Origin of the sequence: Paraburkholderia sp. J94 (assembly GCF_905220285.1) — a bacterium.
In the GTDB taxonomy this organism is placed as follows: Bacteria; Pseudomonadota; Gammaproteobacteria; order Burkholderiales; family Burkholderiaceae; genus Paraburkholderia; species Paraburkholderia tropica_A.
Genome location: NZ_CAJMZH010000004.1, coordinates 436,470 through 457,433 on the forward strand (window position 1 = coordinate 436,470; position 20,964 = coordinate 457,433).

Below are 20,964 nucleotides of genomic sequence, written 5' to 3' on the forward strand. Positions count from 1 at the left end.
CGCTTTGACGTCATGAGCCGGCTTCGGCCGGCTCGCGAAATAAAAACGCCGCGTGGAGCTGATCCACGCGGCGTTTTTGTTTGGCGTCGACGATGACGGCTTCGCGCTTACCTCGCGCTTACCTCGCGCTCATTCGGCCTGTCCCGGCACGAGCACTTCGCGGCTGCCGTTGATGCCCATCGGCGAGACGAGACCGGCGGCTTCCATCTGCTCGACGAGGCGCGCGGCGCGGTTGTAGCCGATGCGCAATTGACGCTGCACCGACGAGATCGACGCGCGCCGCGTGCGCACGACGAACGAGACGGCTTCGTCGTAGAGCGGATCGGCTTCCGCCTCGGGCGACTCGCCGAACAGGTCCTGCGGCGCGCCTTCGCTGGTCGGGCCGTCGAGAATGCCCTCGACGTACTCGGGTTCGCCGAACTGCTTCAGATACTCGACCACCGCATGCACTTCCTCGTCGGCGACGAACGCGCCGTGCACGCGCTGCGGATAGCCGGTGCCGGGCGGCAGGAACAGCATGTCGCCCTGGCCGAGCAGCGATTCCGCGCCCATCTGGTCGAGAATCGTGCGCGAGTCGATCTTCGACGACACCTGGAACGCCACGCGCGTCGGAATGTTCGCCTTGATGAGACCCGTGATGACGTCCACCGAAGGACGCTGCGTCGCGAGAATCAAATGGATGCCCGCCGCGCGCGCCTTTTGCGCGAGACGCGCGATCAGTTCTTCGATCTTCTTGCCCGCGACCATCATGAGGTCGGCAAGCTCGTCGATCACCACGACGATCATCGGCAGCGGCGAAAGCGGCTCGGGCGCTTCGGGCGTGAGCGAGAACGGATTGCCGATCTTCTTCTCGTGCGCCGCGGCGTCGCGGATCTTCTGGTTGAAGCCCGCGAGATTGCGCACGCCCACGGCCGACATCAGGCGATAGCGCTTCTCCATCTCGCCGACACACCAGTTCAGCGCGTTGGCCGCGAGCTTCATGTCGGTCACGACCGGCGCGAGCAGGTGCGGAATGCCTTCGTAGACCGACAGCTCCAGCATCTTCGGGTCGATCATGATGAGCCGCACGTCCTCGGGCGTCGCCTTGTAGAGCAGCGAGAGGATCATCGCGTTGATCGCGACCGACTTGCCCGAACCGGTCGTGCCCGCGACGAGCATGTGCGGCGCCTTGGCGAGATCGGTGACGACCGGCAGGCCGATGATGTCCTTGCCCAGCGCGATCGTGAGCTTCGACTGCGAGCGCTGATAAGGCGTCGATTCGAGGATCTCCGAGAGGCGGATCATCTGGCGCTTCGCGTTCGGCAGTTCGAGGCCCATGCAGGTCTTGCCGGGAATCGTCTCGACCACGCGGATCGACGTGAGGCCGAGGCCGCGCGACAGATCCTTCATCAGCCCGACGATCTGGCTGCCGCGCACGCCGAGCGCGGGCTCGACTTCGAAGCGCGTGATGACCGGGCCCGCCGATGCGCCGACCACGGTCACCGGCACCTTGAATTCCTGCAGGCGCTGCTCGATGAGCTGGCTGGTTTCGGCGAGCTTTTCTTCTGAGACGTATTCGATTTCGGTCGACGAGCGTTCGAGCAGGTCGAAGCCGGGCAAGTCGACCGACGACGCGGACAGCGGCTGGAATTCGAACGCCGTCGCCGCGTGGCCGCGCACGGGCTGGCGCGCGGCCGGTTCCTGGGCCACAGGCGTTGCGGCTGCGGCGGCGGCGGGCGGGGCGGCAGCTGGCACTGGCGCTGGTGCGGGCGCAGGCGTCGATGCGGCGGGCGACCACGGCGCAGGCGGCGCGACGTCGAGCGTCGGCATGAACGGCGCAGGCGGCTCCGGCGCGAACATCAGCGGCGCGGCTTCCCACGGCGGGATTTCGGCGAACGGGGCGGGTGCTGCCGCGAACTCCGGGATCGGCGCGGGCGCGGGTGCAGGTGCCGGTTCGGGCAGATGGATCGGCTCGACCAGCGGCGCGAATGCAGCCGGTTCGGCCACGGCTTCGCTTGCGGCGACGATCGGCGTCAGTGCCTCAACCTCGGGTGCGGCTTCGGATGTGGCTTCAGACGCGACTTCAGACGCGACTTCGGCTACGACTTCAGAAGCGGGCTCGTCGCTCACGTGCGAGACGGGCTCGGCGTCCGGGATTGCCGCGGCTGGCGTCTCGGGAACCGGTTCAGCGACTTGATCGATGGGTTGATCGACGGCGTTCGCTTCTTCGTCCGCCGGTTCCACGAAACGCGCCAATGCTGCCGCGAACGATTGCGCGAACGCGTCGGCGGGCGCAAGCGTGTTGGTTGCGTGCGCAACGTCATGAGCCGCTTGCAGCGCGATGGGTTCTTCCGTCGCGATGTCATGCGTTGCCGCGTAAACGTCGTCGTCGGCGGGCTGTGCTTCGACCGTTTGCGCGACCACCGGCGTTTGCGTGGCTACTTGCACGGCTTCCGGCGCGAGGCGCGGGAAGTGCATGACGCTGTCGGTTTCGCTGTCGAACGGCCCGCTTGCCGATTCGGATGCGGCGGGCGTCTCGGTCGGCGTCGCGGTTTCGTGAGACCCAGCTTCGTGAGACACGGTTTCGTGAATCACGGCTTCGGGCTGCGCTTCGGCTTCCGGTTCGTCGTCGAGCATGACCCAGGGCATGCCGTTGTCGAACGTCGGCCAGACCGTCGATGCGGATGCGTGCGTCGCGCTTTCGGCGACCGTTTCGGCGGCGACGGCAGGAACCGTTGCGTCCGCCTGCGGTTCCGCTACGGCGGTGTCCGCGTGCCCGGCTTCGACGTACTGAGTATGGAAGGCGTCGCTGCTGACTTCGGTGTGCGACGCGGGCGCGACGAAGGTCGGCAACGCGATCGCTTCGTCGTCGTGGGCGTAGTCGTCATCGACGAGGAACGACGGCAGGGTGTCGTCGCCTGCGGACCCGGCGTGGTGCGCCTCGTCAGCGGCTTCGTCCACCGGCGTTGCCCCGGCGACTGCGATTTGCGGCGCGGCGAGCGGGAACTGCGCGCGCGCTTCGTCTTCGGCGGCGTGGTGCGATTCGGCTTCGACGGTTTCGACGGCTTCGAGCGGATCTTCGATCGAATCGATCGCAACCGGCGCGGTGGCAGGTTCGACCTCCCGCTCGACCGTCTCGACCGTCTCGACCGTCTCGATCATCTCAGCCGGCTCGGGGGTTCGATCGACCATCAGCGCCTGAGGCGCGGGCTCAACCGCTTCAACGGCGGGGTAGGGCGCGACCTGCATCGCGTCAGCAACGCCCGCCGTTTCATCGTCGGACTGATTGCGTCGCGCGAGGCTTGCGCCCGCGAGCGAGGTCCAGCGCGCGGCGTTTTCCTCGATCGAGCGCAGCGTCTCCAGCACGCTCGTCGAGAGCGGCGCTTGCGGCGCGGGCTGCGTCGGCGTGACGGGGCGCGAGTAGGCGGGCGTGACGGCGTTGCCATCGGCGATCGGCGTGCTCACGGGCGCGCCGATGCGCGCGCCGCCTTGCGTCACGCTCGTGACGCTCTGGCTCGTCGCGAGCGGGCGCGCGGCGGCGGGCGTGGTGCGCGTCGGCCAGACGAACGGGCGCGCGGGCTTGGCCGGACGCGGCTGCGTGGCCGCGGCGGCCGCCGAGGCGCGCGCGGCCGTGCTGCCCGCGACGGGCGGCGGCGCGCTGCGGCGCACGGGGGCGGGCTGGGCGAACGGCGAGGTGAGCGGATCGGCCACGGCGGCGCGCGCGGCAGCTGCGGCGGCGGCCGTCGCCGCGAGCGGAACGGTGTGCGTGGCGGCCACCGCTGCGCGAGCGGCTTGCGCGGCCTGCGCGCTGGCAGCGGCCGCCGACGCGGACGACGCAACGCCGAACGCGGTGCCCGCTTGCGCGGCGGTCTGTGCCTGCGAGGCGGGACGCGGCGCGGGTGCGCGCCACGGTGTCGGATTCGCGGCGGCGCTGGGAGTCGGCGCGCTGGCGGGCGCGCGCGGCGCGGCCATCGCGGGCGACGCGCCGTTCATCGGCGCTGCGGCCAGCGTGTTCGCGTATTGCGGCTGACGGCGCGGATCGTTGGCGAAACCTGCCGCGCCTGCGGGCTGCGGTGCGCCATTCGGCGCCCCGGCCGCTGCGGCGCTCGCGCCGAGTGCCGCGCCAGCCGCTGCGGCGCGGCGTGCGTCGGCCGGCATCGGCGGGGTGTTTTGTGCTTGCGGCGCGCGGGCCGCGTTTTGGCCGTCACGCAGCCAGCCGGTCGGCACGGTCGGTTCCGTGCGCGCCCATGCGGCGGCGGGCGACGGTTCCGGCGAGGCGAAGTCCGGCTCGACGCGCCACGGATTCGCGGCGCTCGCGCGCGCGACTTCGGCAGCCGCAGCCGCCGCCGAAGCGTGCGCGGCGCGCTTGCCCGGCATCGGCGGACGCCAGATCGTCGGACGCTTGCGGCGCGTGCCGTCGAGCGGCGCGGCGTCGCCGGTGCCCGAGCCGATGTTCGGTCCCGTGCCTGCGGCGAGGCCGCCGCCCAGTCCCTGGCCGATTCCCGGGCCGATTCCCGAGCCGACACCAGCGCCGACGCTTGAGCCGACGCCTGAGCCCATTCCTGCGCCGAGTCCTTGACCCAGTCCCTGGCTCAAGCCCGCGCCGAGTCCGCCGCCGCCGAGGCTTGCGGGCATGCCGGTCGTTGGCGCGATGTCCGGGCTCGATTCGCGGCGGCTGCGGCGCGAGCGGCGTTCGCCGTTGTCATCGTCGTCGCGCGAGGGGCGGATGTTCAGGCCGAGGCCGAGCGAGATGTCGGCCCAGACGAGGAAATCGCGCCAGCGGAAATCGATGAGCCAGGGCAGGCTCACGATAAACAGCGCCGTCATGGCGAGCGGTGCGGCGACGTGGCCGATCAGCTTGCCGAGTCCGTCGGCGAGCGCGTGGCCGAGCGCATCGAAACCCACGATGTGCAGCAGCGACGCTTCGAGCGCGCAACTCGAGAGAAGCACGCAGAAAAAGCCGAGCCAGAGCCGGATCGTGCCGGGACCGCGCAGTCCCGCGCCGCCGGGCAGCACCGACTTCACGAGACGCCAGATCAGGGGGATGAACCAGACGGCCGACAAGCCGAACCAGCCAGGAACTACCGTGTGCATGCCAGAGATCAGTGATTAAAAGAGGTGCAACGTGTCGAGTGTTCGAGTGTAACCGCAAGGACCCCGCGCGCCGCAACGCGCGTTGTCGCCGCGCCGCAGTGGGCTTCGCGGCGGGCGTCTCGGCGAGCTTCACAGCGAGCTTCGCGGTGCGCTTCGTCGTGCGCTTCGTACTGCGCTTCCCGGTGCGCTTCGCAGCGTGCCTGACGGCCAGCCGCGCCGCAAAAAAAGAGCCGCGCCGGGCGAGGGCGCGGCTGCCAGTCGATGCGGTCCGTCACTCGCCCTGCTTGGCGGGCTGCGCGCCCGAGGCCGGCGCGGCTGCCGCGCTGGCCGTGCTCGCGAAGGTCAGGCGGTCGCCGTTTTCCAGTACGAGCAGCAGCGCCTGCGGATCGCGCATCTGCACGCCGCTGCGCGCGACGTGCGAGAGCGCGTCGAGATAGGCGCCTTCGATTTCGCCGCCCGCGCCGACGCACGCCATGCGCGTGCCCGCGAGCTGGCCGAACGAGAGCAGGCCGTTCTTGAGGACGTAGCTGCCGGTGTAGCGGTTGCAGCCCGAGTAGCCGCTCGCGCGGCGCTGGCCGGTGGCGGTCGAGAGATCGAGCGTGACCGGACGCGCGCCGGGCGCGTTCGCGGCGGAGTTCGCCATTGCACCCGTGCCCGCACCCGGCAGCGAGCGCAGCGAACCGTCGGCGTTCTTCCACTCGACGAGCTGCCAGTGCGAGTTGTCGAGCAGCTGCGTGGCGGCCGGATTGAACGGATCGGGCGGCGGCGCGGATGCGTCCTGGTGCACCGGCAGCTTGCACGCGGCCAGCAGCAGCGCGGCGGCCGTGGCGGCCGCGAGCGGCGCCGTGCGCGAAACGAGCGACGTGAGCGACATGAGCGAAGCGCGCGAGGCGCGAGCCTGGCGCGCCGTGGAGCGTCCGGCAAGGCGGTGGCTCGATCGTTTGAGCATCGCGAAATTCCTGGTAAGCAGCGAGAAGGCGTAAGCGTAACGCACCCGCCCCGCACAAGCGAGCGCAAACCTCCAACTGGCGCGCCACGGATCTGTGTCCAGATGTATCTGCGCCGTGCCCGCGATGTGTTCGCGATGTGTTCGCGATCCACGCGGCGATCTGTCCGCGTTCTATCCAGACGGCATCAGACGGCATGCGCGCGCGTGTTAACATCGGCGCTCTCTCGCATTCGTGCATCACCCGTGGCGCGCGCCGGGTCCGTCCGGCCGCCTCACCGTCATTCTCTGGAGACATCATGCAGACCGGCCCCCGCATCGGCACGCCGCTTTCCGCTTCCGCCACCCGCGTCATGCTGCTCGGCGCTGGCGAGCTCGGCAAAGAAGTGATCATCGCGCTGCAACGCCTGGGCGTGGAAGTGATCGCCGTCGACCGTTACGAGAACGCGCCCGGCCATCAGGTCGCGCACCGCGCGCACGTGATCGACATGGCCGATCCCAAGGCGCTGCGCGCGCTGATCGACGCCGAGCGTCCGCACCTGATCGTGCCGGAAATCGAGGCCATCGCCACCGATGCGCTCGCCGCCGTCGAAGCCGAGCGTGTCGCCGAGGTGATCCCGACCGCGCGCGCCGCGCAGCTCACCATGAACCGCGAGGGCATCCGCCGTCTCGCCGCCGAGGAACTGGGTCTCGCGACCTCGCCGTATGCGTTCGCCGACTCGCTCGACGAACTGAAGGCGGGCATCGCCAAGGTCGGCTATCCGTGCGTGGTGAAGCCGGTGATGTCGTCGTCGGGCAAGGGCCAGTCGGTGCTGCGCAGCGACGCCGATGTCGAGGCCGCCTGGCAATACGCACTCGCGGGCGGCCGCGTGAACCATGGCCGTGTGATCGTCGAGGGCTTCATCGACTTCGAATACGAGATCACGCAACTGACCGTGCGCGCCACCGATCCGGCCAGCGGCGAGGTGCAGACGTACTTCTGCGATCCGATCGGCCACAGGCAGGTCGACGGCGACTACGTGGAATCGTGGCAGCCGCAGCCGATGAGCCCGAAGGCGCTCGAACGCTCGCGCGAGATTTCGCACAAGGTGACCGAGGCGCTGGGCGGGCGCGGCCTGTTCGGCGTCGAGCTGTTCGTGCGCGGCGACGAGGTGTGGTTCTCGGAAGTGAGCCCGCGTCCGCATGACACGGGCCTCGTGACGCTCGCGTCGCAGCGCTTCTCCGAATTCGAACTCCACGCGCGCGCGATTCTCGGCCTGCCCGTCGATACGACGGCGCGCGGTCCGTCGGCGTCGGCGGTGATCTATGGCGGCATGGACGAGCGCGGCATCGCGTTCGAGGGCGTCGCGGACGCGCTGGCCGTGCCGGGCGCGGACCTGCGCCTGTTCGGCAAGCCGGAAAGCTTCACGAAGCGCCGCATGGGCGTGGCGCTCGCGACCGGCGTGGATCTCGAAGAAGCGCGTGCCCGCGCGCGTGCCGCCGCAGCGGCGGTGCGTCCGGTCAAGGGCTGAGCGGCGACTTCGGCTTGGGCCAGCGCTTCGGCGTGTCAGCATTGATCGAGGGTAAGCCCGCCACGCGCGGGACGTCCCATAATCGCCGGTCCTGCGCTGGGTAAGGCGGGCATCCGGCGGGCGGCGCAACGCGGCCCGGGTTATCGTGTCGGGCAACCGCGTAGAGGTCGGAACATGAAGTCGATGCTGGGCAAACGGGCGCGCCGTGCGGCCGTGCTGGTGAGTTTCGCGGTCTGCGGTCTGGCGCTTTCGGGTTGCGGCGCGGTCGCCGCGCCGTGCCGCGTGGCGTCGGCGGGACTCAAGATCGTGCCGGTCGTCGGCCATCTGGCGGCGGCGCCCACCGACGCCTGCGCGGCCGTGATCGATCCGTGACGCCGCCTCGCGCCCGATTTCCGGCGCGCGCGGCGCGCTTCGCGGCAACTGCCGGAGAACCCGCAATGACAGCCGTTGGCGCAGCGCTTCGTTCGACGTTGTTCCCGAAGTTTTCTTGTTTCGCTCCCGCTCTTTTTCGCGTGCCGCTCGCGCTCGGTCTGGCCTGCGCCGCGCTGCACGCGAGCGCCGCGCCGCTCGAAGTGCGCGAAATCCAGACTCAGGCGCGCCACACGTTCAGCTACACCTGCGCGGACGGCACGACCTTCAAAGTGACCTACATCAACGGCACAAACGGCCAGAGCTTCGCGCTCGTGCCCGTCGAGGGCCGCCGGCTGCTGTTCGTCGGCGTGATCGCGGCCTCGGGGGTGAAGTACGTCGCCGACCGCTATACCTGGTGGACCAAAGGTCCGGGCGCCGATCTCTACGACGCCATGTCCGAGGCGAGTCCCAAGCCGCTGCTGAGCGGCTGCGCGACCATCATGCGCTGAGGCGGGCGCGCCGCATCCATCACGCCTTTGTCCGGGCTTCTGCCCGCGCCTTTGCCCGTCTAGCCGACGCATTCTCGCCCCCGGTAGTACCCTGTCGGGCGTAAAACCGGGCGAGCGCCTGCGCGCGCGCCGCACGCGAAATTCGAGCCGATATCGAGCCGATATCGCGCTGATATCGAGCCAGTTTCAGGCAAACCGCAAGCGTAGCGAGGTGGCGATGAAAGCATCCGATCTGTTCGTGAAAGCGTTGGAGGCGGAGGGCGTCGAATACGTGTTCGGCATCCCGGGCGAGGAAAATCTCGATCTGCTCGAATCGCTGCGGCGCTCGAAAATCCGCCTGATCGTCACGCGCCACGAACAGGCCGCCGGTTTCATGGCCGCGACCTACGGACGGCTGACGGGGCGCACGGGCGTCTGTCTCGCGACGCTCGGCCCCGGCGCGACCAACTTCGTGACCGCCGCCGCCTACGCGCAGCTCGGCGGCATGCCGATGCTGATGGTCACCGGCCAGAAGCCGATCAAGTCGAGCAAGCAGGGCCACTTCCAGATCGTCGACGTGGTTCGCATGATGGAACCGCTCACCAAGTACGCGCGCCAGATCGTTTCCATCGGCAATATTCCTGCGCTCGTGCGCGAGGCGTTCCGCCAGGCCGAGCAGGAGCGTCCGGGCGCGGTGCATCTCGAACTGCCCGAGGACGTCGCCGACGAGGAAGGCGACGGCAAGCCGATTCCCAAGAGCTTCAGCCGCCGCCCGGTCGCCGAGGAAAAAGCGGTCGCGCACGCGGTGGCGGCGATCTGCTCGGCGCGCCATCCGCTGCTGATGATCGGCGCGGGCGGCAACCGCAAGACCACGCGCAACGTGCTGCGCGAATTCGTCGACCAGACCGGCATCCCGTTCTTCACCACGCAGATGGGCAAGGGCGTGATCGACGAATCGCATCCGCTCTGGCTCGGCAACGCCACGCTGTCGGACGGCGACTTCGTGCATCGCGCGATCGAGCATGCCGACTGCATCATCAACGTCGGCCACGACGTGATCGAAAAGCCGCCGTTCTTCATGCGCAGCGCCGAGGAAAAGACCGTGATCCACGTGAACTTCCTGGGCGCGGAAGTCGATCCGGTCTATTTCCCGCAGATCGAGGTGGTCGGCGACATCGCCAATGCGGTCTGGCAGCTCAAGGAAAGTCTCAAGCCGCGCGAGCACGCGTGGGATTTCGCGCGCTTCGCGGAGATCAAGCGCCACTTCGACGCGCATCTCGCCAAGGGCCAGCACGACGCGCGCTTTCCGATGTATCCGGTGCGGCTCGTGCACGACGTCTACGGCGCGATGCCCGAGGACGGCATCCTGTGTCTCGACAACGGCATGTACAAGATCTGGTTCGCGCGCTACTACCGCGCCCGCGAGCCGAATTCGGTGCTGCTCGACAACGCGCTCGCGTCGATGGGCGCGGGGCTGCCCTCGGCGATCGCGACGCGCATCGTCCATCCCGAGCGCAAGGTCGTGGCCGTCTGCGGCGACGGCGGCTTCATGATGAATTCGCAGGAGCTGGAAACGGCGGTGCGCATGAAGCTCGATCTCGTCGTGCTGCTCTTGCGCGACGACGCCTTCGGCATGATCCGCTGGAAGCAGGAAAACATGAATTTCCCCGACTACGGCATGACGCTGCAGAACCCCGATTTCGTCGATTACGCGCGCAGCTACGGTGCGCACGGTCATCGCGTGACGGAAGCCGACCAGCTCAAGCCGCTGATGGAGCAATGTTTCGCGCAGCCGGGCGTGCACGTGATCGACGTGCCGATCGACTACTCGGATAACGAGCGCGTGCTCAACCGCGAGATCAAGCGTCTGAGCGCGCAGCTCTGAGCAATTCGCTAAGCCATTCGCTAAGCAATTCGCTGAGCCATTCGCGCGGGCGTGCGCATTGCGCGCCGTCCCGCATTGCCTGACTTCAGGCGCAGTGCAGGCGCGGCTGATCCGATGCGACCAGTCGTGACCCAATGGACCGCGCTTCCCCGGAGAACACGCCATGCTCAAGCCGACCTATCCGTACTATCTGGCGAACCAGGCCGTCGCCGCCAACACCGATCTCGACGTCACCGACAAATACAGCGGCGAAGTCGCCACGCGCGTCGCGCTCGCCGATGCGAAGGCGATCGATCAGGCGATCGCCGCCGCCGAAGCCGCCATGCCCGCCATGCGCGCGTTCCCGCCGTTCAAGCGCCAGGCCGTGATCGATCATTGCGTGGCGCGTTTTCGCGAGCGCTTCGACGAGCTGGCGATGGCGCTCTGCATCGAGGCCGGCAAGCCGATCAACGATGCGCGCGGCGAGGTCACGCGCCTGATCGACACCTTCCGCGTGGCCGCCGAGGAGAGCGTGCGCATCGACGGCGAGATCGTGAATCTGGAGATTGCGCCGCGCGCGAAGGGCTATCACGGCTACGTCAAACGCGTGCCGATCGGGCCGTGCTCGTTCATCTCGCCGTTCAACTTTCCGCTCAATCTGGCCGCGCACAAGGTCGCGCCCGCGCTGGCGGCGGGCGTGCCGTTCGTGCTCAAGCCCGCGAGCCGCACGCCGGTGGGCGCGCTGATCATCGGCGAGGTGCTCGCGGAAACCGATCTGCCGAAGGGCGCGTTTTCGATCCTGCCCGCGCATCGCGACGGCGCCGATCTGTTCACGACCGACGAGCGCTTCAAGCTGCTCTCGTTCACGGGCTCGCCGGGCGTGGGCTGGGATCTGAAGAAGAAGGCGGGCAAGAAAAAGGTGGTGCTGGAACTGGGCGGCAACGCGGCGGCCGTGGTCGACGCCGATCAGGGCGCGAAGCTCGATTACGTGGTGGACCGGCTGGCGTTCGGCGCGTATTACCAGTCGGGGCAGAGCTGTATCGGCGTGCAGCGCATTCTCGTGCACGCCTCGCTCTACGACGCGCTGCGCGAGAAGCTGATCGCCAAGGTCAAGACGCTCAAAATGGGCGATCCGAAGGACGAAAAGACCTTCGTCGGGCCGATGATCTCGGAGTCGGAGGCGAAGCGCCTCGCAGGCTGGATGGAGCAGGCGGTGCTGGCGGGCGCGAAGATTCTCGCGGGCGGCCAGGTCGACGGCGCGATGTTCGAGGCCACGCTGCTCGAAGACGTGGGCCGTGGCACCGATCTGTATCGCAAGGAGGCCTTCGGGCCGGTGGCGATCCTCGAACGCTTCAAGGATTTCGGCCAGGCGCTCGACATCGTCAACGACAGCGACTTTGGGTTGCAGGCGGGCGTGTTCACCGACTCGCTGGCGAACGCACATCGCGCGTGGGACGAACTCGACGTGGGCGGCGTGGTGATCAACGATATTCCGTCATTTCGCGTCGATAACATGCCGTATGGCGGCGTGAAGGATTCGGGGCTCGGGCGCGAGGGCGTACGCTACGCGATCGAGGATATGACCGAATTGCGGCTGATGGTGATGCGCGAGACGTGGAAGGCCTGAGGTCTGCGTAAAGGATGGATGCAAAGGATTGATGTAAAGGGCCGGATGCGGCGCGCCTGGCGCGCCGCGGACAATGCAGTGGTCAAAGCCGTGGCGCCCGTAGGCCAAGGTAAGCGCCGTTGGCAGAAGGCCGCCCCTGCGGCCATAGGGATTTATGCCAAGGTGCTACAATACCGGCCTTTCGCCGGATTGCGCCTGCAGGATTCGCAGGGGCAGCGCGGCGGGAACCCGAGGCGGCGCAGGTCTGCGCGCCCGGCACGCCGGCATGAACCGCCGGCATCGACTGAAACGGCCGCGCCCGAGCGCGCAGCCGGAAAGAGGGTACGAGCAAGCGTTCGAGCGGGATCGAGCGAATGGAACGGGTCGAGCGCGGCAGAGCGCCAGCGCACCCCGCCATCGCCCCGCACGCCGCCGCCCCAGCGCTGCGAGCCGTCCGCCGGACGGCCCACGCGCTAGCATGCTCCGCAGCCAGACCCGGCGCCAGGCGCCGTCAGGCGTACCCAGCAAGACCCACGCAACATCAGCAGTGATTATTTGAGGCGCGCCGCGCCTCGCGCGCATAGCGCCTTTATAGCGAAAGCCACCATGTCCGACACAGCCGTCACGCCCAGCACTGAGACCTTCGATCAGTTCGGCCTCGCGCCCGAGATCCTCAAGGCGATCCAGGAGCAGGGCTACACGACGCCCACGCCGATCCAGGCGCAGGCCATCCCCGTGGTCCTCACGGGCCGCGACGTGATGGGCGCCGCGCAAACCGGTACCGGCAAGACCGCGAGCTTCTCGCTGCCGATCCTCCAGCGTCTGCTGCCGCTCGCGAGCACGAGCGCATCGCCCGCGCGCCATCCGGTGCGCGCGCTGATCCTCACGCCCACGCGCGAGCTGGCCGACCAGGTCGCCAACAACGTGCGCACCTACGCGCAGCACACGCCGCTGCGCAGCGCGGTGGTGTTCGGCGGCGTCGACATGAATCCGCAATCGGACGAACTGCGCCGCGGCGTGGAAATCCTGATCGCGACGCCGGGCCGTCTGCTCGACCACGTCCAGCAGAAGACCACGAACCTCGGCCAGGTGCAGATGCTCGTGCTCGACGAAGCCGACCGCATGCTCGACATGGGCTTCCTGCCCGACCTCCAGCGCATCCTGAACCTGCTGCCGAAGGAGCGTCAGACGCTGCTGTTCTCGGCCACGTTCTCGCCGGAAATCAAGAAGCTCGCCGCGACCTATCTGCGCACGCCGCAGACCATCGAAGTCGCGCGCAGCAACTCGACGAACGCCAACGTCACGCAGATCGTCTATGAAGTCGCCGAAGGCGACAAGACCGGCGCGGTCGTGCAGCTGATCCGCAGTCGCGGCCTCAAGCAGGTGATCGTGTTCTGCAACAGCAAGATCGGCGCGAGCCGTCTTGCGCGCCAGATCGAGAAGCAGGGCATCGTGGCCGCCGCGATTCACGGCGACCGCACGCAGAGCGAACGCATGCAGGCGCTCGACGCCTTCAAGCGCGGCGAAATCGAGGCGCTGGTCGCCACCGACGTGGCCGCGCGCGGTCTCGACATCGCCGAACTGCCCGCCGTCATCAACTTCGACCTGCCGTTCAGCGCCGAAGACTACGTGCACCGCATCGGCCGTACGGGCCGCGCGGGCGCGACCGGCGACGCGCTGTCGCTGTGCTCGCCGAACGAAAAGAAGCAGCTCGCCGATATCGAAAAGCTGATCAAGCGTCCGCTGACCGTCGAGCATCTGACGGTCGATACGCCGGTTGCGCACCACGAAGGCGGCAGCCGCCGCCGCGAGCGCGACGGCCATGAAGGTCGCGAGGGCCGTGAAAGCCGCGAAGCGCGTGAAGGCCGCGAAAGCCGTGGCGAGCGCGTCGGTCACCGCCGTCCGGGCGCGCACGAGCGTCCGCATCATCACCGTTCGTCGCAGCCCGTCGATGACTTCTTCCTGAAGCCCTACGAGCCGTCGGCGGCCGCACGCAGCAAGGCCGACGACAAGCCCGCGCCGTCCAACGCGTCGCAGAAGCAGTCGAAGCAGCCGCTCGCCGCGCTGCTCGGCGGCCTGGGCGCGGGCTGGCGCAACAAGCCGACTTCGTCGTCGTCTTCGTAAGCTTTCCTGGCGCTTGATCGACGTTTAATCGACGTTTGATCGGCGCATGAAAAACGGCATGTCGTGTTGAGCGACATGCCGTTTTTGTTTGTGCGGGCGTTTTATTTCGCCAGCGAATGTTCCGGTAGTCGCGCGAGCCGCCGCTTCCAGGCGTCGATGGCATCGGCCTGAAACGCTTCGAGCGTCGTCGGCGCGGCGTCGTGCAGATCGAGCCCGAGATGGCGCGCGGCGCCCACCAGCGCCTCGATCGGACGCGCGGCGTCGAGCGCCAGCGCGCCGGTCTGCTTCGAGAGCTTGTCGCCGTCCGCGTTGGTGACGACCGGCACGTGCAGATACGCGGGCGTCGGCACGCCGAGGCAGCGCTGGAGCCAGATCTGGCGCGCCGTGGAGTCGAGCAGATCCGCGCCGCGCACGATGTGCGTGATGTGCTGATCGGCATCGTCGACGACGACCGCAAGCTGATACGCCCACTGGCCGTCGGCGCGCAGCAGCACGAAGTCGCCGACTTCGGTCGCGAGATCCTGGTGCTGCGGGCCTTGCCAGCGGTCGTCGAAGCGGATCAGCGAGGGATTCGCGCCCGCGTTATCGCCTTCGTCGGCGGGAAGATCGGGCACGCGCAGCCGCCACGCGCGCGCGGGCTTGCCGTGCAGGCCGTCGCGGCAGGTGCCGGGATAGATCAGCGTGGTATTGCGCCGATGCGCGTGCAGTTGCGAATCGGCGATTTCCTTGCGCGTGCAGCCGCACGGATAGACGTGGCCGGCGTCGATCAGCGCATCGAGCGCCGTGCGATAGAGCGCAATGCGGCGGCTTTGCCACTCGGGCGGCTCGTCGGCGTGAAAACCGAAGCGTTCGAGCGTCGCCAGGATGTCTTCGGCTGCGCCCGGCACCGTGCGCGGCCCGTCGATGTCTTCGACACGCACGAGCCACGCGCCGCCGTGTGCGCGCGCGTCGAGCCAGCTCGCGAGCGCCGAGACGAGCGAGCCCAGATGCAGCGGACCGGTGGGCGAGGGCGCGAAGCGCCCGCGATAGCCTTGCGGCGCCGCGCTCACGCGCTCGCGCACGTTACGCAGCTTGCACGCTGGCCGCGCGCTGCGGATGGCAGGCCGGGCAGCTCTTGCCCGCTTCGTAGAGCGGCGAGGCCTGTTCGTCGGGCGTGACCACGGCGCGGCAGGCGAAGCACTGCACGGTGTCGGTGGGTTCGAGCTGCGGGTTGAGCGCGGTGCGCTGGTCGAACACGAAGCAGTCGCCGGTGTAGTGCGCGCCGCCCACTTCCTCGAAGTACTTCAGGATGCCGCCTTCGAGCTGATAAACGTGGTCGATACCCACTTCCTTCATGTGGATCGCGGCCTTTTCGCAGCGGATGCCGCCCGTGCAGAACGATACGACGGTCTTGCCTTCGAGGTCGGCGCGGTTCGCCGCGATGACTTCGGGGAATTCGCTGAACTTGTCGATGCGGTAATCGAGCGCGTTGTCGAAGGTGCCGACGTCGATTTCAAACGCATTGCGCGTGTCGAGCATGATGACCGGACGGCCTTCGTCGTCAAAGCCGCGGTCGAGCCATTGCTTGAGCACGACCGGCGCGACCGATGGCGCGCGGCCTTCCTCGGGACGGATGGCCGGCTTCTTCATCGTGATGATCTCGCGCTTCAGACGCACGAGCATGCGGTTGAAGGGGCGCGTTTCCGAGAAACTCTCCTTGAACGGCAGCGTCGCGAACTTGCCTTCGAACAGCGGATCGTTGTTGATGTAATTCATGAAGGCGCGCACGTTCGGCTCGTCGCCGGCGACGAACAGATTGATGCCTTCGGGCGCGAGCAGGATCGTGCCGCGCAGGTCGAGCGCCTTGCAGCGTTCAAGGATGAACGGGCGCCATTGCTCGGTCTTGTCGAGGGTCGCGAACTGATACGTAGAGAGATTGAGAATGCGCATGGCCAAACTGTAAAAGCAGGATCGGACGGGCCCGGCGGGTTGGCTCGACGCGGATTGGGGCGATTCCTGCGATTCGGGCGATGTCGTCCTTGAAAGACGAGGGCGCAGAACGGGGGAATCGGGGCGAGATCGGGTGAAAAAGCCGGGTCTCGCGAGGCGTCGGGCGCGGCGGGCGCAATCCGCTATTATCCCTCAATCGCGCGATGCGCCGCCCGTCCGATGCACGCACGCACCGGGGCCGTTGCCGCTTCGGCGTGATCTTGCGCAAAGCCGGCGCAATGCCCGCGCACAGCCTTATCCGAATGGCCAACGTGGTCCCGAAGCCGCCCGGCGCGGCAAAAATCGCGTGACCGTAGAGGTACAATCACGTCCATGTCAGATCCCCGCTTCGTCCATCTTCGCGTCCACTCCGAATTCTCGATTGCCGACGGCATCGTGCGCCTCGACGACCTCGTCAAGGCGGCGGCCAAGGACGGCCAGGGCGCGCTCGCGCTCACCGACCTCAGCAACGCGTTCGGCCTCGTCCGTTTCTATCAGGAAGCCCGCGGCAAAGGGGTCAAACCCATTGCGGGCTGCGACGTCTGGATCATGAATCCCGACGACCGCGACAAACCATCGCGCCTGCTGCTGCTCGTGAAGGACAAGCGCGGTTACCTGAATCTTTGCGAGCTGCTGTCCAAGGCGTGGCTCACGAATCAGTATCGCGGCCGCGCGGAAGTCGACGTCGCGTGGCTCGAAGCGGGCCTGGGCGAAGGGCTGCTGGCCATTTCGGGTGCGCAGCAGGGCGACGTGGGCCTCGCGCTCGCGGCGGGCAACGCCGAAAGCGCGAAGCGCCATGCGCAGCGCTGGGCGAAGCTGTTCCCGAACGCGTATTACATCGAACTGCAGCGCTGCGGCCAGCCGGGCGGCGAGCAATACGTCGAGCAGGCGGTGGGCATCGCCGCCGAACTGCAACTGCCGGTGGTCGCCACGCACCCCATGCAGTTCATGACCGACGAGGAATACACCGCGCACGAAGCGCGCGTGTGCATCTCGGAAGGCGACATCCTCGCGAATCCGCGCCGCCAGAAACGCTTCACGACCGATCAGCGTTTTCGCACCCAGGACGAAATGGCCGCGCTGTTCGCGGACATTCCCTCGGCTGTTGCGAACACCATCGAGATCGCGAAACGCTGCAATCTGACGCTCGAACTCGGCAAGCCCAAGCTGCCGCTGTTCCCCACGCCCGACGGCCTGTCGCTCGACGACTACCTCGTGCAGCTTTCGAAGGAAGGTCTGGAAACGCGCCTCGTGCAGCTGTATCCCGACGAAGCCGAACGCGAGAAAGAGCGCGCGCACTACTACGAGCGGCTCGATTTCGAGTGCGGGACCATCATCAAGATGGGCTTTCCGGGCTACTTCCTGATCGTCGCGGACTTCATCAACTGGGCGAAGAACAACGGCGTGCCGGTGGGCCCTGGCCGGGGTTCGGGCGCGGGCTCGCTGGTCGCTTACGCGCTCGGCATTACCGATCTGGACCCGCTGCGCTACAACCTGCTGTTCGAGCGTTTCCTGAACCCCGAACGCGTCTCGATGCCCGACTTCGACATCGACTTCTGCCAGCACGGGCGCGACCGCGTCATTCAGTACGTGAAGGACAAGTACGGCGCGGACGCGGTGTCGCAGATCGCCACGTTCGGCACGATGGCGGCGAAGGCGGCGGTGCGCGACATCGGCCGCGTGCTCGATCTCGGCTATATGTTCACCGACGGCGTGGCCAAGCTCATTCCGTTCAAGCCGGGCAAGCACGTCACCATCGCCGACGCGATGAAGGAAGAACCGCAGCTTCAGGAACGCTACGACAACGAAGACGAAGTCCATCAGCTGCTCGACCTCGCGCAGCTCGTGGAAGGCCTCACGCGTAACGTCGGCATGCACGCGGGCGGCGTGCTGATCGCGCCGGGCAAGCTCACCGACTTCTGCCCGCTCTACACGCAGGGCGACGAAAGCGGCGTCGTGAGCCAGTACGACAAGGACGACGTGGAAGCCGTCGGCCTCGTGAAGTTCGACTTTCTGGGCCTGACCACGCTCACGATTCTCGACTGGGCCGAGCGCTACATCCGCATGCTCGATCCGTCGAAGAAAGACTGGTCGCTCGCCCAGGTGCCACTCGACGACGCGCCGTCGTTCCAGATCCTCAAGAAAGCGAATACGGTCGCCGTGTTCCAGCTGGAAAGCCGCGGCATGCAGGGCATGCTGAAGGACGCGCAGCCCGACCGCTTCGAGGACATCATCGCGCTCGTAGCCTTGTACCGTCCGGGCCCGATGGACCTGATTCCGAGCTTCTGCGCGCGTAAGCACGGCCGCGAAGTGGTGGAGTATCCCGATCCGCGCGTCGAACCGGTTCTGAAAGAGACCTACGGCATCATGGTCTATCAGGAACAGGTGATGCAGATGGCGCAGATCATCGGCGGCTACTCGCTCGGCGGCGCCGACTTGCTGCGCCGCGCGATGGGTAAGAAGAAGCCCGAGGAAATGGCCAAGCACCGCGAGATCTTCGCGGAAGGTGCGGCGAAGAACGGCCTCACGCGCGAGAAAGCCGACGAAACCTTCGACTTGATGGAAAAGTTCGCGGGCTACGGCTTCAACAAGTCGCACGCGGCCGCCTACGCGCTGCTCGCGTATCACACGGCATGGCTGAAGGCGCACCATCCGGCGGAATTCATGGCGGCCAATATGTCGCTCGCCATGGACGACACCGACAAGGTGAAGATCCTCTTCGAGGACTGCCTCACGAACAAGATGGTCGTGCTGCCGCCCGACGTGAACGCCTCGGCGTATCGCTTCGAGCCGGTCGCGGACGCCCATGTGGCCGAAGGCAAGCGCTCGCGCACGATCCGTTACGGTCTGGGCGCGATCAAGGGCAGCGGCCAGAACGCCATCGAAGAAATCCTGCGCGCGCGTAAAGAGGGCGGTCTCTTCAAGGACCTGTTCGACTTCTGCGAGCGTATCGACCGCCGTCTGGTGAATCGCCGCACGATCGAAGCCATGATCCGCGCGGGCGCGTTCGACACCATTCACGCGAACCGCGCGCAGCTGCTCGCGTCGGTGCCGATGGCGATGGAAGCCGCCGAGCAGGCGAGCGCCAACGCCATGCAGGCGGGCCTGTTCGACATGGGCGACGCGCCGCTGGCCGCGCACGAACTCGTCGACGAACCGGCGTGGGGCGAGAAGCGCAAGCTCCAGGAAGAGAAGGGCGCGCTCGGCTTCTATCTGTCGGGCCACCTGTTCGACGCCTACAAGGACGAAGTGCGCCGCTTCGTGCGCCAGAAGATCGGCGAACTGAAGGAAGGCCGCGACAAGCTGGTGGCGGGCGTGATCGCCTCGCTGCGCACGCAGATGACCCAGCGCGGCAAGATGCTGATCGCGCTGCTCGACGACGGCACCGGCCAGTGCGAAGTGACGGTGTTCAACGAGCAGTTCGAGGCCCACAAGGCGCTGTTCAAGGAAGACGAACTGCTGGTCGTGCAGGGCGGCGCGCGCAACGACGCGTTCACGGGCGGCATCCGCTTCACCGTCGATACCGTGATGGATCTGGAGCGCGCGCGCAGCCGCTACGCCCAGGCCGTGAAGGTGCAGATGAACGGCAACGCCAATGCGGGCGCGCTGCGTGCGGTGCTCGAAGCGCATCGCGCGAAGCCCGACGACTCGCTGCCCGCGCCGGTCGAGCAGGCGCGCGGCCGTGGCGGGCGCGATGGCGGTGGATATGGCGGCGGTCGCGATCGCGACCGTGCGCAGGCTGTGATCCCGAACGGGCTCGCGGTGCAGATCGTCTATCGCAACGAGCGTGCGGAAGGGGAAGTGCGTCTGGGCGACGCCTGGCGCGTGAAGCCCACCGACGACCTGCTCGTCGCCTTGCGCGGCGAGTTCGCGGACAGCTCGGTCGAAATCGTCTACTGAAGACTCAGCCGGATGAGGTGCGCGGTGTTTCGTCACCGCCGCGCCGCGCGCGCGATTGGCGTGTCGTGCGATTGGCGTGTTGTAGCGCGTTTCAGCGCTTCTTCGCGACCTTGCCGTCGCGCGTGAGCAGCGCGAGTTTCGCGTAACGGTAGTACGTCGTTTCCGCGTTGTTGATGGCGAGCATCAGCCCTTCGGCGCCATCCAGAAAGCCCGCGCGGATCACCCACGTGCGGAAGAACGCCCAGAAGCCCTTGCCCAGCGCCTTCGCGAGCGACGAGCGCTTGCCGTTTTCGGCCATCGTCAGCGCGCCCGCCGTCGAATAGACGTTGGTCTTGTCGAGCGCTTCGTGCAGGTCGGGCATCGAAATATGGATGAACGGGCCGTTGAAACGCCCGGTCGTGCCGTCGATTTCCAGATGCGTGTGCGTGCGCACGTCGGTGAAGCGCGCGCTGCCGCGGCGGAACAGGCGCACGATGCGATCGGGCCACCAGCCAGAGTGCTTCATGAAACGGCCGCAGAAGCTCGAACGGCGCGGCGTGCTGAAGGCCGTGTGCGGGCTCCCTTGAGCGAGCAGCGTCTCGATTTCGGCGCGCAGCTCGGGGCTCAGGCGTTCGTCGGCGTCGAGGCAGATCACCCAGTCGCCACGGGCTTCGGCGAGCGCGCGGTTTTTCTGCGGGCCGTCGCCGGGCCAGTCGGTTTCGAACACGCGTGCGCCCAGCGCGCGGCAAATGTCGGGCGTGCCGTCCGTGCTGCCGGAATCGAACACGATGGTTTCCAGGGCGAGTCCGCGCACGGATTCGAGGCAGTCGCGAATGTCGTGCGCCTCGTTCATCGCGACCACGATCACGGAGAGCGTGGCGCGCGGCGTGCTGCTGCCGGCCTGGCTCGGGTGACTCGCGCGATTCGGGGAAAGTCCTTCGGACATGAAGATGACGCCTGTTCTGGAGAGATATCGAATGCGGCGCACCGTCCGGTGGCGGCCCGGCGCGCAGAGGTGCGTATTCTAGTCCATGTCCTGCGGGCGGCCAGGGGGCACGCGGCCGGCATGGCCCGTGCGCGGCCTGCGGTCGCCACGCCACACCGGTCCGCCGCGCGCGTCGAGCCGCGGCGCCTAGCGTATACAATGCGATACC

At 67.7% G+C, this 20,964-nt stretch carries 12 protein-coding genes; 7 read left to right on the plus strand and 5 right to left on the minus strand.

Annotated elements, in window-relative coordinates; genetic code table 11:
* Positions 1-129 precede the first annotated feature (129 nt).
* Complete coding sequence (locus U4Y88_RS10655) at positions 130-5,073, minus strand: DNA translocase FtsK (RefSeq protein WP_321783796.1); 4,944 nt, start codon at positions 5,071-5,073, stop codon at positions 130-132.
* 271 nt (positions 5,074-5,344) lie between these two features.
* The gene (locus U4Y88_RS10660) at positions 5,345-5,947 is read right to left on the minus strand and encodes an META domain-containing protein (protein WP_321783901.1); all 603 of its coding nucleotides are present in this window, start codon (positions 5,945-5,947) and stop codon (positions 5,345-5,347) included.
* 371 nt (positions 5,948-6,318) lie between these two features.
* Here U4Y88_RS10660 and purT point away from each other — a divergent pair, with 371 nt between their 5' ends.
* From purT to U4Y88_RS10690, 6 genes are all read left to right on the plus strand, one after another.
* The gene (gene purT / locus U4Y88_RS10665) at positions 6,319-7,530 is read left to right on the plus strand and encodes a formate-dependent phosphoribosylglycinamide formyltransferase (RefSeq protein ID WP_321783798.1); all 1,212 of its coding nucleotides are present in this window, start codon (positions 6,319-6,321) and stop codon (positions 7,528-7,530) included.
* A 183-nt stretch (positions 7,531-7,713) separates the two neighbouring features.
* A complete protein-coding gene (locus U4Y88_RS10670) occupies positions 7,714-7,902 on the plus strand; it encodes a DUF6726 family protein (RefSeq protein ID WP_310634521.1) in 189 nt (62 codons plus the stop codon).
* Between the two features lie 65 nt (positions 7,903-7,967).
* Positions 7,968-8,390, plus strand: a complete 423-nt coding sequence (locus U4Y88_RS10675) for an MliC family protein (protein ID WP_321783799.1) — start codon at positions 7,968-7,970, stop codon at positions 8,388-8,390.
* Between the two features lie 217 nt (positions 8,391-8,607).
* Positions 8,608-10,254: an acetolactate synthase large subunit gene (locus U4Y88_RS10680; protein ID WP_224016887.1), complete on the plus strand. Its 1,647-nt coding sequence runs from the start codon at positions 8,608-8,610 to the stop codon at positions 10,252-10,254.
* A gap of 163 nt (positions 10,255-10,417) precedes the next feature.
* A complete protein-coding gene (locus tag U4Y88_RS10685; RefSeq protein ID WP_224016889.1) occupies positions 10,418-11,860 on the plus strand; it encodes an aldehyde dehydrogenase family protein in 1,443 nt (480 codons plus the stop codon).
* Between the two features lie 585 nt (positions 11,861-12,445).
* Positions 12,446-13,963 carry a DEAD/DEAH box helicase gene (locus tag U4Y88_RS10690; RefSeq protein ID WP_321783801.1) on the plus strand — a complete coding sequence of 506 codons (1,518 nt, stop codon included), beginning with the start codon at positions 12,446-12,448 and terminating at the stop codon, positions 13,961-13,963.
* Positions 13,964-14,064: 101 nt separating this feature from the next.
* Here U4Y88_RS10690 and gluQRS read toward each other — a convergent pair whose 3' ends face one another.
* Positions 14,065-15,024: a tRNA glutamyl-Q(34) synthetase GluQRS gene (gene gluQRS, locus U4Y88_RS10695; RefSeq protein WP_321783803.1), complete on the minus strand. Its 960-nt coding sequence runs from the start codon at positions 15,022-15,024 to the stop codon at positions 14,065-14,067.
* 1 nt (position 15,025) lies between these two features.
* Positions 15,026-15,892 (minus strand): sulfurtransferase, encoded by an 867-nt coding sequence (locus U4Y88_RS10700; protein ID WP_321783805.1) that lies wholly within the window; start codon positions 15,890-15,892, stop codon positions 15,026-15,028.
* A gap of 363 nt (positions 15,893-16,255) precedes the next feature.
* Between U4Y88_RS10700 and dnaE the strand changes: the two genes are divergently transcribed.
* Complete coding sequence (dnaE, locus tag U4Y88_RS10705; RefSeq protein ID WP_321783903.1) at positions 16,256-19,831, plus strand: DNA polymerase III subunit alpha; 3,576 nt, start codon at positions 16,256-16,258, stop codon at positions 19,829-19,831.
* A gap of 91 nt (positions 19,832-19,922) precedes the next feature.
* Here the strand turns inward: dnaE and U4Y88_RS10710 are convergent, their stop codons facing one another.
* The gene (locus tag U4Y88_RS10710; RefSeq protein WP_321783807.1) at positions 19,923-20,756 is read right to left on the minus strand and encodes a glycosyltransferase family 2 protein; all 834 of its coding nucleotides are present in this window, start codon (positions 20,754-20,756) and stop codon (positions 19,923-19,925) included.
* Positions 20,757-20,964 lie beyond the last annotated feature (208 nt).

Excerpts from the sequence above, each read along its gene's own strand:
- U4Y88_RS10685 (WP_224016889.1), top strand. The coding sequence starts at position 10,418 with ATGCTCAAGCCGACCTATCCGTACTATCTGGCGAACCAGGCCGTCGCC.
- U4Y88_RS10670 (WP_310634521.1), top strand. The coding sequence starts at position 7,714 with ATGCTGGGCAAACGGGCGCGCCGTGCGGCCGTGCTGGTGAGTTTCGCG.
- purT (WP_321783798.1), top strand. The coding sequence starts at position 6,319 with ATGCAGACCGGCCCCCGCATCGGCACGCCGCTTTCCGCTTCCGCCACC.
- U4Y88_RS10675 (WP_321783799.1), top strand. The coding sequence starts at position 7,968 with ATGACAGCCGTTGGCGCAGCGCTTCGTTCGACGTTGTTCCCGAAGTTT.
- U4Y88_RS10700 (WP_321783805.1), bottom strand. The coding sequence starts at position 15,892 with ATGCGCATTCTCAATCTCTCTACGTATCAGTTCGCGACCCTCGACAAG.
- U4Y88_RS10655 (WP_321783796.1), bottom strand. The coding sequence starts at position 5,073 with ATGCACACGGTAGTTCCTGGCTGGTTCGGCTTGTCGGCCGTCTGGTTC.
- U4Y88_RS10710 (WP_321783807.1), bottom strand. The coding sequence starts at position 20,756 with ATGTCCGAAGGACTTTCCCCGAATCGCGCGAGTCACCCGAGCCAGGCC.
- U4Y88_RS10680 (WP_224016887.1), top strand. The coding sequence starts at position 8,608 with ATGAAAGCATCCGATCTGTTCGTGAAAGCGTTGGAGGCGGAGGGCGTC.
- U4Y88_RS10660 (WP_321783901.1), bottom strand. The coding sequence starts at position 5,947 with ATGTCGCTCACGTCGCTCGTTTCGCGCACGGCGCCGCTCGCGGCCGCC.
- U4Y88_RS10690 (WP_321783801.1), top strand. The coding sequence starts at position 12,446 with ATGTCCGACACAGCCGTCACGCCCAGCACTGAGACCTTCGATCAGTTC.